13 protein-coding genes are annotated in these 12,979 nt (G+C 72.3%); 6 read left to right on the top strand and 7 right to left on the bottom strand.

What is annotated here, in order from left to right; genetic code table 11:
• Positions 1 to 33: 33 nt before the first annotated feature.
• Entirely contained in the window at positions 34 to 1,866 is a 1,833-nt protein-coding gene (locus F8A92_RS00955) for an ABC transporter ATP-binding protein (RefSeq protein WP_153502726.1), read from the top strand.
• A gap of 142 nt (positions 1,867 to 2,008) precedes the next feature.
• The gene (locus F8A92_RS00950; protein ID WP_153502725.1) at positions 2,009 to 2,737 is read left to right on the top strand and encodes a VOC family protein; all 729 of its coding nucleotides are present in this window, start codon (positions 2,009 to 2,011) and stop codon (positions 2,735 to 2,737) included.
• On the opposite strand, the gene F8A92_RS00945 is transcribed toward F8A92_RS00950, so the two are convergent.
• Complete coding sequence (locus F8A92_RS00945) at positions 2,718 to 4,016, bottom strand: aminotransferase family protein (RefSeq protein WP_153502724.1); 1,299 nt, start codon at positions 4,014 to 4,016, stop codon at positions 2,718 to 2,720. The genes F8A92_RS00950 and F8A92_RS00945 overlap by 20 nt on opposite strands.
• A gap of 68 nt (positions 4,017 to 4,084) precedes the next feature.
• Between F8A92_RS00945 and F8A92_RS00940 the strand changes: the two genes are divergently transcribed.
• Entirely contained in the window at positions 4,085 to 4,879 is a 795-nt protein-coding gene (locus tag F8A92_RS00940; protein ID WP_153502723.1) for an SDR family oxidoreductase, read from the top strand.
• 14 nt (positions 4,880 to 4,893) lie between these two features.
• On the opposite strand, the gene F8A92_RS00935 is transcribed toward F8A92_RS00940, so the two are convergent.
• Both F8A92_RS00935 and F8A92_RS00930 read right to left on the bottom strand, forming a co-directional pair.
• The gene (locus F8A92_RS00935; RefSeq protein WP_153502722.1) at positions 4,894 to 5,214 is read right to left on the bottom strand and encodes a hypothetical protein; all 321 of its coding nucleotides are present in this window, start codon (positions 5,212 to 5,214) and stop codon (positions 4,894 to 4,896) included.
• A 144-nt stretch (positions 5,215 to 5,358) separates the two neighbouring features.
• The gene (locus tag F8A92_RS00930) at positions 5,359 to 6,429 is read right to left on the bottom strand and encodes an MBL fold metallo-hydrolase (RefSeq protein ID WP_153502721.1); all 1,071 of its coding nucleotides are present in this window, start codon (positions 6,427 to 6,429) and stop codon (positions 5,359 to 5,361) included.
• 171 nt (positions 6,430 to 6,600) lie between these two features.
• Here F8A92_RS00930 and F8A92_RS00925 point away from each other — a divergent pair, with 171 nt between their 5' ends.
• Complete coding sequence (locus F8A92_RS00925; protein ID WP_153502720.1) at positions 6,601 to 7,158, top strand: hypothetical protein; 558 nt, start codon at positions 6,601 to 6,603, stop codon at positions 7,156 to 7,158.
• Positions 7,159 to 7,194: 36 nt separating this feature from the next.
• On the opposite strand, the gene F8A92_RS00920 is transcribed toward F8A92_RS00925, so the two are convergent.
• Positions 7,195 to 8,013, bottom strand: coding sequence for a hypothetical protein (locus tag F8A92_RS00920; protein ID WP_153502719.1), 819 nt, complete (start codon positions 8,011 to 8,013; stop codon positions 7,195 to 7,197).
• 199 nt (positions 8,014 to 8,212) lie between these two features.
• On the opposite strand from F8A92_RS00920, the gene F8A92_RS00915 reads away from it, so the two are divergent.
• Positions 8,213 to 8,434 (top strand): DUF3073 domain-containing protein, encoded by a 222-nt coding sequence (locus F8A92_RS00915; protein WP_153502718.1) that lies wholly within the window; start codon positions 8,213 to 8,215, stop codon positions 8,432 to 8,434.
• Between the two features lie 19 nt (positions 8,435 to 8,453).
• On the opposite strand, the gene purM is transcribed toward F8A92_RS00915, so the two are convergent.
• Complete coding sequence (purM, locus tag F8A92_RS00910; protein ID WP_153502717.1) at positions 8,454 to 9,509, bottom strand: phosphoribosylformylglycinamidine cyclo-ligase; 1,056 nt, start codon at positions 9,507 to 9,509, stop codon at positions 8,454 to 8,456.
• Between the two features lie 147 nt (positions 9,510 to 9,656).
• Here purM and F8A92_RS00905 point away from each other — a divergent pair, with 147 nt between their 5' ends.
• Complete coding sequence (locus tag F8A92_RS00905) at positions 9,657 to 10,850, top strand: amino acid aminotransferase (RefSeq protein ID WP_153502716.1); 1,194 nt, start codon at positions 9,657 to 9,659, stop codon at positions 10,848 to 10,850.
• Positions 10,851 to 10,964: 114 nt separating this feature from the next.
• Here the strand turns inward: F8A92_RS00905 and purF are convergent, their stop codons facing one another.
• Positions 10,965 to 12,485, bottom strand: a complete 1,521-nt coding sequence (purF, locus tag F8A92_RS00900) for an amidophosphoribosyltransferase (RefSeq protein WP_153502715.1) — start codon at positions 12,483 to 12,485, stop codon at positions 10,965 to 10,967.
• Between the two features lie 117 nt (positions 12,486 to 12,602).
• Positions 12,603 to 12,977, bottom strand: coding sequence for a sterol carrier family protein (locus tag F8A92_RS00895; protein WP_228389089.1), 375 nt, complete (start codon positions 12,975 to 12,977; stop codon positions 12,603 to 12,605).
• Between the last annotated feature and the right edge of the window lie 2 nt (positions 12,978 to 12,979).

Genomic DNA, 12,979 nt, shown 5'->3' with positions numbered 1-12,979 from the left:
CCTCACTAAGTCGTCCGAAGGAGAGGAGCCCGCGTGTCCGAGCCGTTCCTTGCCGGAGGCGGTGGTCCCGGCGCCCGCGGCCCCGCCCGGGTCGATCCCGCGGACCGCGCCCAGCTCGCGCAGTCCCCGGTCTCGCTGCGCCGCGTCGCCGCCCTCTTCGCGCCGCACCGCGCCGCCATCACCCTCGTCGTCGCGCTCATCGTCGGCTCGTCGGTGATCTCGCTGGCGCAGCCGTTCCTCGTGCGCGCCGTCATCGATGACGCGCTTCCGCACGCCGACACCGCCCTGCTGGTCTGGGCGGTGGCCGGCATGATCGGCATCGCGGTGGCCAGCAGCGTCCTCGGCGTCCTGCAGACCTGGCTCTCGACCACCATCGGCCAGCAGGTCATGCACCGCATGCGGGTCGACGTCTTCGACCACCTGCAGAAGCAGTCCATGGCCTTCTTCACCCGCGAGCGCAGCGGGGAGGTGCAGTCGCGGCTGACCAACGACATCTCCGGCATGCAGAACGTCGTCACCAGCACGGCCACCTCGATCGCCTCCAACGTCACGACGGCGGTCGGCACGGCGATCGCGATGCTCGCGCTGTCCTGGCGGCTGTCGCTGCTCTCGCTCGTCGTCCTGCCCCCGGCCATCTACATCAGCCGCAAGGTCGCGCTGATGCGTCGCGACAAGACCACCGAGCTGCAGCGGCGGCGCGCCGACCTGCAGTCCCAGATCGAGGAACGGCTCTCGGTCTCCGGCGCGCTGCTGATCAAGACGCTGGGCGCCACCGGGCGCTCCAGCGAGCGGTTCGGCGAGGCCTCGCGCGACATCGCCGACCTCGAGGTCCGCGCGCAGCTGGCCGGCCGCTGGCGGATGTCGACGATGACCATCATCTTCGCCACGATCCCGGCGCTGATCTACCTGGCGGCGGGCTTCCCGGCGACGTCCGGCGGCATGACGATCGGGACCCTCGTGGCGTTCAGCGCGCTGCAGGCGTCGATCTTCCGGCCGATCCTGGGCCTGCTGAACGTCGGCGTGCAGTGGATCTCCTCGCTGGCCCTGTTCAGCCGGATCTTCGACTACCTCGACCTGCCGATCGACGTCCCGGCTCCCGCACACCCCGTGGCGCTCGACCCCGAGACGGTGCGCGGCGAGGTGCGCTTCGAGGACGTCGGCTTCCGCTACCCCGGAACCGGCTCCCCCGCGCTGCGCGACGTCGCGCTGCGGGTGCCGGCCGGCGGCTCGCTCGCGCTCGTCGGCGAGACCGGCTCGGGCAAGAGCACCCTGGCGTCGCTGGTCTCGCGGATCTACGACCCCACCACCGGCCGGGTCCGCATCGACGGGGTCGACCTGCGCGACCTCGCCCCGGAGACCCTCGCGACCGTGGTCGGCGTCGTCACCCAGGAGGCCTACCTCGTGCACACGTCGATCCGCGAGAACCTGCTGCTCGCCAAGCCGGAAGCGAGCGACGCCGAGCTGTGGCGCGCCCTTCGCGCCGCCCAGATCGCCGACCTGGTCGCCGCGCTGCCCCGCGGTCTCGACACGGTGGTGGGCTCGCGGGGTCACCGGTTCTCCGGCGGCGAGAAGCAACGCCTGGCGATCGCCCGCACGCTGCTGCGCGACCCCAAGGTGCTGGTGCTCGACGAAGCGACGTCCGCCCTCGACAACGACACCGAGCGCGAGCTGCAGGCGGCCCTCGACCGGCTCGTGCAAGGCCGGACGACGATCACCATCGCGCACCGGCTCTCGACGATCGAGCACGCCGACCAGATCGCCGTCCTGGCCGGCGGTCGGGTGGTCGAGCTCGGCACGCATGCCGACCTGCTCGCGCTCGGCGGCCGCTACGCACAGCTCGCCCGCCGGGACCTGCTCGCCGCCTGAGACCGTCGGTCGGCCGCGGGCAGCGGGCTTCGGCGGCGAGAGCGGGGAAAGAAGCCCGCTTCCGCCGTCGAACCCCGCTCGGCCGGTGGACCCGCCCGGCCGCACAACCCCGCTCGCGGCGCCGGGCGGCTACGCTCACGGAATGATCCGCTGGTACACGGCTCTCATCGACCTTCCCGCGGCAGACCTCGAGGCCACGACGGCATTCTGGGCCGGAGCGACCGGCTACGCGCGTTCCGAGCGCGACGACCGGCACCTGACGCGCCTGCTGCGGCCCGACGGCGACCCGTACCTCGCGATCCGCCCCTCGGACGTCGCGCACAGCCGGGTGCACATCGACCTGCACGTGGACGACGTCGCGGCGTACGCCGACCGGGCGGTCGCGCTCGGCGCGACCCGAACCGCCGGCGCCGATCACGCCGCCGTGATGCGCTCCCCGGGAGGGCTGGGGTTCCGCCTCGGCCCAGAGGCGGCCTCGACGGTTCCGCCGCCGGCGACGTTCCGCGGCGTGCGCAGCCGGGTCAACCAGGTGTGCATCGACGTCCCGGCCGCCCTGTGGAGCAGCGAGTCCGACTTCTGGAGCGGCCTCATCGAGCGGCCGTACCGCCAGCTCACCAGGGCGACGTTCCGGCTCCTGCAGGACGACCCGCGCTTCCCGCTGCGCATTCTGCTTCAGCGCGACTCCCGGCTGCGCCAGGTGGCCGCACACCTCGACGTCGGCACGACCGACCGGGACGCCGAGATACTGCGGCACATCGCGCTCGGCGCCGTCGAGATCGAGGAGTTCGCCGAGTGGACGCGGCTGATGGATCCGTCCGGGATGCCCTACTGCATCACCGACCGGGACCCGGTCAGCGGTCGCCCTCGGTAGCCGCGAGCGCCTCCACGGCGTCCGACAGCCGCGCCAGGAGCTCGTCGAGCTCGTCGTCGGTGATGGTCAGCGGCGGAGCCACGAGCAGCGCGTCGTTCACGCCACCGGTGGTGGGATACAGCAGCAGGCCGCGCTCGCGGGCCGCCGCGGACAGCCGCTGGGCCCGGGCTCCCTGCGGCGTCGAGCCGTCGACGTCCAGCTCGATCGCCTGCAGCATCCCCAGACCGCGCGTCTCGGCGACGAGGGGGTGCCGAGCCGCGATCGTCTGCAGGCCGGACCGGAGGCGCACCGCCGCCCGCGCGCCCCGCTCCAGCACCGCCTCCTCCTCGAGCACGTCGAGCACGGCGAGCGCCGTGCGCGCCGACAGCGGGTTGCCGGCGTAGGTGTGGCCGCCCAGCACCCGACCCGACCCGGCCAGCAGCGCCTCATGCACCCGGCCGTCGACCAGGGCGGCCGCGATCGGGGTGTACCCGGCTCCCAGCCCCTTCCCGACCACGGCGATGTCGGGGCGGACGCCGAACTGGTCGATCGCCAGCGGCGTACCGCACCGGCCCATGCCGCTCATGACCTCGTCGGCGACGAGCAGCAGCCCGAGCTTGTCGCACAGCTCGCGGATCGCCCGCAGGTAGCGGATCGGCGGCACGGTGGCGCCCATCGTGGCGCCGCCCACCGGCTCGACGACCACGGCGGCCAGGGTCTCGGCCCGCTCGGCCAGGACGCGCCGCGCGCCGGCGACCAGGTCGGCGACCCACTCGCTCTCGGTGCGTCCGCCCTGGAAGCGGTACGCGTACGGCTCGGGGAGCGCCGGGAAGTCGTGCACGAGCTCGGCGACGGCGTCGCGGCGGGCGTTCCCCGAGAGGCTCAGCCCACCGAGGGTGTTGCCGTGATAGCCGCGGCGGAAGGACACGAACTGCGTGCGCCGCGGCTCCCCCCGCTCCCGGTGGAACTGCACGGCGAGCTGGATGGCGGCCTCGGTGGCCTCCGAGCCGGAGCCGACGAACCAGGCGGCGTCCAGCCCGGTGAACGCGCAGAGCCGGTCCGCCAGATCGGTGAGCGCGGCCGTGTCGAAGGCGCTGCGGTGCGCAAACGTCAGCCGGCCCGCCTGCTCGCGGATCGCCTGCACGACCGTGGGGTGACCGTGCCCGATGTTGCTCACGACCGCGCCCGAGCAACCGTCGAGGTAGCGCTTCCCTTCCGTGTCGGTGATCCAGACGCCCTCGGCGGTGACCGCGCGGGGCGGGTGCGCGCGCAGGTCGTTCCGCAGCAGGTGTCCAGGCATCGGCGGCTCCCTCGGCTCGGTGGCTCTGTCCCCTGATCATGCCCGGAGCGGCATGGGAGAGTGAGCACATGACTGCTCTCGAATCACTGTTCGGTCTCTCCGGCAAGGTCGCCGTCGTCACCGGCGGCAGCCGCGGCATCGGCAAGATGGCCGCTCGAGGCCTGCTCGACGCTGGTGCCCGGGTGTACATCGTCTCGCGCAAGGCCGCTGCCGTGGAGGACGCCGTCCGCGACCTCTCGGCGCACGGCGACGTCACGGGCCTGTCGGCCGACCTGTCGACCCCCGAGGCGTGCCGGGAGCTCGCCGCGGAGATCGGCGGACGGGAGGACGCCCTCGACATCCTGGTGAACAACGCCGGCGCCACGTGGGGCGCCGAGCTCGGCGAGTACCCGCCGGCCGCCTGGGACAAGGTCTTCGACCTCAACGTGAAGGCGCCGTTCTTCCTCACCGAGGCGTTCCTGCCGATGCTGGAGAAGAACGCGTCGCAGGACGATCCCAGCCGGGTGATCAACGTCGGCTCGATCGACGGCATCCACGTGCCGCGGCACACCGCCTTCGCGTACGGGCCGAGCAAGGCGGCGATCCACCAGATGACGCGGGTGCTCGCGTACAACCTCGGCAGCCGGTACATCACGGTCAACGCGATCGCGCCGGGGCCGTTCGAGTCGAAGATGATGGAGGCGACGCTGGCCGCCAACGGCGCCGCGATCGCGGCGTCCTCGCCGCTCGGGCGAATCGGCCGCCCGGACGACATCGCCGGCACGGTCGTCTACCTCTCGGGGCGCGCCTCGTCGTACGTGACGGGCAGCGTCCTCGCGGTGGACGGCGGCATCGCCACCACCGCAGGCCGCGACACGGAGTAGCCGAGCGGCCGGGGCTACGCCCCGAGCTGCGGGGTGTCGCCGTACTTCTGCCGCACCTTGCCCAGGTGCCCGGCGGCGATCGTGCCGGCGCCGGCGGCGATGAGCATCGCGAGGATGTCGACGAACCAGCCGCCGCTGGTCAGCAGCAGCGCCAGCAGGCCCGCGCCGCCCGCGGCGGCGACGGTCCTCCACTGCGACCGGACGTAGTCGTTGACCGGGCGGCCCGCGGCCCCGCGGGTCTTCGCGGCGTTGTCGAGGAGCATCAGATAGCCGGCGTCACCGGCGACGGCGAGCAGCCCGGCGATCGAGATCAGCACGGCGATGAGGTGGATCATGCCTGACCAACGTCTCGCGGGGAACGGGTGTTCCGGGCGCCGCTCGCGGTGGGTTGCACCACGCTGATCGCCCCGCAGCGGGGCACAACCCACCGCGAGAGGGCGAGCCATGGGACCCGCGGCGCGGGCCCGCCGGCGTCCGGGTCAGCGGACGGCGGCCTCGGTGAGCGACCAGTGGTTGGTCTCGCCGGGTGCGGTGCGCACCAGCCCGCGCTGCTGCAGCAGCTCGATGTGCGAGACCGCCTCCCCCAGCGCCGACCGGCGCTCCGGGAACTGGAACGTCGACCAGTCGCGCGCCCACGTGAGCCGCTGCGAGATCTCGAAGGCTGTCAGGCCGGGTTGGTCGCGCAGCACGTCGAGCAGCTCGGACAGCCGTTCCTCGTGGTGCGCGATGAGCTCCTCGGCGCGTGCCCGGATCCCGGCGTACCGGTACTCATGGCCGGGCAGGCCCTGCAGATCGGCGATCGCGTCGGCGACCTTGGCGACCTTGGTCAGGGAGTTCAGGTACCTCGCCAGCGAGTCCGGCGGGTTGTTGGAGTGCACCGAGATGTTGGGCGTGATCCGCGGCAGCACGTGGTCACCGGTGAACATCACCTTGCGCTCGGCGTCCACGAAGCACATGTGCCCCGGGGTGTGTCCGGGGGTCCACACGCCGTCGAGCTGCCAGCCGGGCAGGTCGAGGCGCTCGCCGTCCTCGATGAGCACGTCCGGCGGCGAGTGATCGACGAAGCGGCGGAACTCGCCGACCTCGCGCTGCATCAGGGCGCGGTCGGCCTCCGGGAGGCCGTGCTGCACGCCGTGCGCGTCGGCCTCCATCTGCCACTGCACTTCCTGGCCCTGCTCGACCATCAGCGTCTTGGCCTCGGCGCGGTGCAGCGCGATGCGGGCACCGGTCTCCTCGCGCAGCCGCTTCGCCAGGCCGAAGTGGTCGGGGTGCACGTGGGTGATCAGCACGTCCTTGATGTCGCTGATCGCGTAGCCGCCCTGGCGGAGCCCCGCCTCGAGCGCGTCGTACGACTTCTGGTCGTTCCATCCGGCATCGATGATCGCCACGCCGTCCGGCCGCTCGAGGACGTACACGAGCACGTACCGCAGCGGCCGGATCGGGATCTCCACCGGGATCGACCAGAGGCCCGGCTGGACCTCCTCCACCGGTGGCAGCACCTTGTCCAGCCACGCCTGCTTCTGCTTGTGCCCGATCACCTCGGCCGCCATACGCACTCCTCCGCTGTCCTGTGGTGGACGTTACGCGCCCCGCCAGCGCGGATTGTTCGCACCCCTCACAATCCGCGGGGTTATCCACAACCCGGCATCAGGCGGCGACGCGTGCCGGACGGCGGTGGCAGCATCGCTCGTGCCGGAGTCCGATCCAGCAGGGAGGTGCCCATGGCAGACGGCGCCGACCCACCTGCCGCCCACCCCGCGCGATTCGCCGTGACACCCCGGGTGCACCCGGTTCCGGCGTCCCGGCCACCGCCGTCGCAGCCGCGCCGGCGGAGCTTCGAGCACGTCGCCGTTCTGGACGTCGCCCTGCTGCTGTTCGTGTGCTTCGGGCACGTGCTGCTCGGCTACGCCGGGTGGATGCTCATTCCGTACGCCGTGACCGGGCTCGCCGTCGCGTTCGTGCTCTGCCTGGTCGCGGTCGGCATGGCGCGCCATCCCGAGGACGTGAGCGTCCGTACCCGCGTCGCGCACGTCCTGCTGTGGCTGGCCCTGTTCTGTCTCGGCGTGTTCATCCGCGACGCCGGCGACCTCCCGGGCACCGACGGCTCGATCTTCCTGCACGTCAACGACTTCTCCGAGTGGGCTCGCGCCACCGCACCCACCGGCGAGGCGCTCAGCCGGCGGGCCGTCGAGGTCACCGTCGTCGCGGCGATCGGCTCGCACCTCGTCGACCGGACCGCCGCCTGGCTGCGCGCAGAGATCGCGGCGCGGCGGCGTTGATCGTGGAGCGGCGGCATCGATCGCGGCGCGGAAGGTTCAGTTCCAGCCTTCCAGGCGCCCGACGTCCTCCCACGTGGAGACGTACTCCTGGTAGGCGTGCAACGCCTGCTCGAGGTCGCCGTCCTGCAGGTGCTCGATCGCCTCACCGGCGAGCGCGAGCGAGTCGTCCTCGCTCTGGCTCAGCGTGGTGACCAGACTGCCCAGCGAGCCGTAGTCGAGCTCGACCATCGCATCGCGGTCGAAGGTGCGCAGCCAGCGGATCACCACGTCGAGGTCGGAGATGAACGTGGTTACCCCGAACGTCTGGGAGATCAGCTCGAGGGCCAGCTCGCCGCGCTTCTGCGCATCCACGATCCCGACCCGGTAGACGAGCGTCTCGGGGTCCTCGGTCGGTACGGCGTCCGCCTGCGTGAACATCAGCGACCACCAGAACGGGACGTCCCAGGCGCTGGTGAGCACGTGGTCCTTCGCATCGCGCGGCACCGCGGCCCGCGGACGCAGCTGGCGACCGGCGGCCTGCCGACGCACCGAGCGGCCGAGGGTGACGTCGCTCAGCGGATACGGCAGCTTCCACTCGGAGTCGACGATCGCCTGCAGGGCCCGCGACTGGGTGTCGAGCGGGCAGACCACCTGGTTGCCGTTCCACTCGTCGAGCAGCGCCTCCTCGTCGACGTCCAGCAGCCGGAAGTCGACACGCGGTCCGAGCACGGCCTGCAGCATCGCGCCGCGCTCACGTTCCAGCGATCCGTCGGAGGCGCCCCGCAGCACGTAGCGGGCCCACCGGGCACGCGCGGCGGGGTCGAAGGACCACAGGGGCTCATAGACTCGCAGCGAGCTCTTGTACGACGCAAACACTCCCCGACGATAAGGCCGCAGAGCCCGCGACCTCGCGGATTTCGCCGTCAGCGCAACCCGGCCGTGAGACACGCGCCGCGTTGGCCGGTGCGAGGTGGGCGAAGCGACCAAAGACAGGTAGTCTTGTCGGCACGATATGACTAATGGATCCCGGGTCGCATCTACATGCGTCCCGCACTGCGTATGAGGGGGTCGAGCCATGGGGCGCGGCCGTGCAAAGGCAAAGCAGACCAAGGTTGCTCGCGAGCTGAAGTACTTCTCGCCGGACACCGATCTGACCGCGTTGCAGCGTGAGCTCGGTGGTTCGTCCGCCGCGCCCGCCGACGACGTGGAGTTCGAGGACGACCCGTACGCGGACCTCGCCAGCAAGTACGCCGACTACGACGACGAGCCCGAGCCGGGCCGCCGCAGCGCAGGCTGAGGTCGTCGCCTCCCTGCCGTTACCGGTAGTCGCCCACCATCGTCGTCGCGGCGTCCGCCTGCGCGGTGATCTCTCCGCACACCCACGCGTCCAGACCTGACTCGGTCAGCTGGCGCACCGCGCGGTCGGCGTCCCCGGCCGGCAGCGCGACGAGCATCCCGACGCCGACGTTGAACGCCCGCTCGGCCTCCGCGCGGTCGATCCCGCCGGCCCGGGTGATCAGCGAGAACAGCGGCGGCAGCGCCCAGGTCGAGCGGTCCACCGTGGCGCCGAGCCCGTCCGGCAGCACGCGCGGCAGGTTGCCCGGGATGCCGCCGCCGGTGACGTGGCACATCGCGTGCACGTCGACCTGGCCCAGCAGCTCGAGCAGCGGCAGCGTGTAGATCCGGGTCGGCTCCAGCAGCGCCTCCCCGAGGGTGGTGCCGAGGTCCTGGGGCGTCGACATGAGGTCGAGGCCGGCGTCGGCCACCACCTTGCGCACGAGGCTGTAGCCGTTGGAGTGGAACCCGGACGACGCCAGCGCCACCAGCCGGTCACCGGCTCGCACGCGGTCCGGTCCGAGCACCCGGTCGGCCTCGACGATGCCGGTCGCGCACGCCGCCACGTCGTACTCGTCCGGGTCCATGAGCCCGGGGTGCTCGGCGGTCTCTCCACCCACGAGCGCCGTCCCGGCCAGCCGGCAGCCGTCGGCGATGCCGCCGACGATCGCGGCGATCTTCTCGGGGACGACCTTGCCGCAGGCGATGTAGTCCTGCAGGTACAGCGGCTCGGCGCCGCAGACGACGATGTCGTCGACGACCATCGCGACGAGGTCCTGCCCGATCGTGTCGTGCTTGTCGAGCTGCCGGGCGATGGCAACCTTGGTCCCGACGCCGTCGGTGGACGACGCGAGCAGCGGCCGGCGCCACTTGCTGACGTCGAGCTGGAACAGCCCCGCGAAGCCGCCGAGCCCGCCGACGACCTCCGGGCGGGTCGCGGTGGCGACCTTGGCCTTCATCAGCTCGACGGCGCGGTCACCGGCCTCGAGGTCTACCCCCGCGGCGGCGTACGTCGATGGCGTGCTTGGGTCGGTCATGGTGGCCCTCTCGTAGCGAGCTGAACACCCCTCAGTCTGCCGTACCGGGCCCGCTGCCCCGCACGCGGCCGCGCGGCGCTTTCGACCGCTCCGACCCGCGCGCTGGCTCGTGCCAAGCCGCTCCGGCGCACCCACTACGATCGGGGCATGGCTTTGTTCTCCTCCGTCACCGAGGCGCCGCGCGACCCGATCCTCGGGCTCACCGAGGCCTTCAACACCGACGACAACCCGCAGAAGGTCAACCTCGCGGTCGGCGTCTACTACGACGACAGCGGCAGGATCCCGCTGCTGGGCTGCGTCCGCGCGGCCGAGGAGAAGCTGGCGGCCAGCCCCACCGCGCGTGGCTACCTGCCGATCGACGGCATGAAGGCGTACGACGCGGCCGTGAAGTCGCTGGTCTTCGGGGATGCGGTCGACCCGGCCCGGATCTCGACCGTGCAGACCCTCGGCGGTACCGGCGCGCTGCGCGTCGGCGCCGACTTCCTGCGCCAGACCTACCCCGGCGCCCAGGTACTGATCAGCGACCCGTCCTGGGAGAACCACCTGGGGGTGTTCGCCCGCGCCGGCTTCGAGGTGTCCGCCTACCCGTACTACGACGCGGCGTCCCGCGGCATCAAGTTCGACGCGATGCTCGCGACCCTGCGCAGCGCGCCGGCCGACACCGTCGTCGTCCTGCACGCCTGCTGCCACAACCCGACGGGCTACGACCTGACCGGCGAGCAGTGGGACGAGGTGGTGGCCGTCGTCCAGGAGCGCGGGCTGGTCCCGTTCCTGGACATGGCCTACCAGGGCTTCGGGGACGGGATCGCCGAGGACGGCGCGGTGATCGGCAAGTTCGCGGCCGCCGACATCGACTTCCTCGCGGCCACCTCGTTCTCGAAGAACTTCAGCCTGTACGGCGAGCGCGTCGGCGGTCTGTCGGCGTACTGCAGTGATGCGGCCGAGGCAGCCCGGGTGCTGTCGCAGCTGAAGGTGCTGATCCGCACCAACTACAGCAACCCGCCGACGCACGGCGCATCCGTGGTCGCGACCGTCCTCGACGACCCGCAGCTGCGCGCCCAGTGGGAGGCCGAGCTCGCCGGCATGCGCGATCGGATCCGCGGCGTGCGCGCCAGCCTCGTCGCGGGGCTGACGGCGGCCGGCGTGACGGACGACCTGAGCTACATCACCACGCAGCGCGGCATGTTCTCGTACTCGGGGCTCACCCGCGAGCAGATGCAGCGGCTGCGCGCCGAGTTCGGCGTCTACGGCCTCGACACCGGCCGGATCTGCGTCGCCGCGATCAACAAGGGCAACCTCGATCACGTCGTCAGGTCGATGGCCGCGGTGATCAACGGCTAGTCCCCCGCGCGCTCGGTCGCGACGCCCGGTTCTGCGGGGCAGCGGGGCACGCTAGGCGGCGGTTATCGTCGCCGGCTGCCCCGCAGAACGAGGCAGCCGGGAGGCGGCGAGCGGCTAGGGGCGGCGGACGGCGTCCTCGGCCCCGCTTGAGGCCTCCAACGACTCCAGGCCGTCGGCCGGGTCGGCGTCCACCCGCCGCTGCACGCCCTCGAGGACGTGCTTGCCGATCAGGTCCGCCGACGGCAGCTCGATGGGGTACTCGCCGGAGAAGCATGCGGTGCACAGCCGCGACGCGGGCTGCTCGGTCGCCTTGACCAGCTGGTCGAGGGACACGTACCCGAGCGAGTCGGCGCCCAGCGTGGTGCGGATGCCGTCGTTGTCCAGACCGTTGGCGATGAGCTCCGCGCGGCTGGCGAAGTCGATGCCGTAGAAGCACGGCCACTTCACCGGGGGTGACGAGATGCGCACGTGCACCTCGACCGCGCCGGCCTCGCGCAGCATGCGCACCAGCGCACGCTGGGTGTTGCCGCGCACGATCGAGTCGTCGACGACGACCAGCCGCTTGCCGCGGATGACGTCCCGCAGCGGGTTGAGCTTGAGCCGGATGCCGAGCTGACGGATGGTCTGCGAGGGCTGGATGAAGGTGCGCCCGACGTAGGCGTTCTTGACCAGGCCCTGCCCGTAGGGGATGCCGGACTCCTCGGCGTAGCCGATCGCCGCCGGCGTGCCGGACTCCGGAGTGGGGATCACGAGGTCGGCCTCGACGGGGTGCTCGCGGGCCAGCCGGCGGCCGATCTCCACGCGGGCGGCGTGCACGCCGCGGCCGGCGATCGTGGTGTCCGGGCGGGCGAGGTAGACGTACTCGAACACGCAGCCCTTCGGCGTGGGCGTCGCCCACCGCTCGGAGCGCAGGCCGTCCTCGTCGATCGCGATCAGCTCGCCGGGCTCGATCTCCCGGACGAACGACGCGCCGACGATGTCCAGCGCCGCGGTCTCGGACGCGACCACCCAGCCGCGCTCCAGGCGCCCGAGCACCATCGGCCGGACGCCGTGCGCGTCGCGGGCGGCGTACAGCGTGTGCTCGTCGCAGAACACCAGGGAGAACGCGCCGCGCAGCGTGGGGAGCAGCTCCATGGCCGCCGCCTCGACGCTGAGGTCCGGGCGGCTGGCCAGTAGCGCCGTGACGAGGTCGGAGTCGGTCGACGTCCCGCTCATCCCGGGCACGCCGTGCTCCTCCGCGCGGCGGGCCAGCTCGGCGGTGTTGACCAGGTTGCCGTTGTGCCCCAGCGCGATCGACGTGCCGGTGGACGTCGTGCGGAACGTCGGCTGGGAGTTCTCCCAGCTCGAGCCGCCGGTCGTCGAGTAGCGGCAGTGCCCGACGGCGATGTGGCCCCGCAGGCTGGACAGGGTCGCCTCGTCGAATACCTGGCTGACCAGGCCGACGTCCTTGTAGACGACGATCTGCGAGCCGTCGCTCACGGCGATGCCGGCGGCCTCCTGGCCGCGGTGCTGCAGGGCGTAGAGGCCGTAGTAGGCGAGCTTGGAGACGTCCTCGCCGGGTGCCCACGCGCCGAAGACGCCGCACTCCTCGCGGGGCTCGTCACGGATCTCGCGAGGCTCACGGGCTGGCTGCAATGTGGGACTCCCAGGCTTGGGCCGGCTGCTGCCGGTGGTGTGCGCCGTACCCGTCGATTCTAGGTGCGATCCACGCCCCCCGACACCCGCGCGCAGTGTCCGATCCGCCACGCCCGCTCAGCGGGTGGGCAGCACCGGCAGCACAGCCGACAGATCCGCGCGCGCGCCGCTGGCGACGACCCGGCCGGCCGCGAGCGCGTCCGTCCAGGCCAGCCGGCCGGTAGCCAGCAGCAGCCAGGTCCGCGGGTCGGTCTCGACCACGTTCGGCGGCGTGCCGCGCCGGTGGTCGAGTCCTTCCAGGCACTGCACGGCCACGAACGGCGGGACGCGCAGCTCGACCGCGCCACCGGGGTGCAGCAGCGCCAGATACCGGGCCGACAGCCGCACGGCGGCGGCCAGCTCCGCCCGCGGCGGCGTCGCGGCCTCGTCGTCGAGCCAGCCGGTGACGGCGTCCATCGCCGCCCGCGTGCGGGCGGGGTCGGTCTTGGCCACCC

It is taken from the genome of Cumulibacter manganitolerans, assembly GCF_009602465.1.
Lineage (GTDB): Bacteria > Actinomycetota > Actinomycetes > Mycobacteriales > Antricoccaceae > Cumulibacter > Cumulibacter manganitolerans.
The sequence above is the reverse complement of the archived record's forward strand: the minus strand, read 5'-3'. Positions and strand labels throughout refer to the sequence as shown.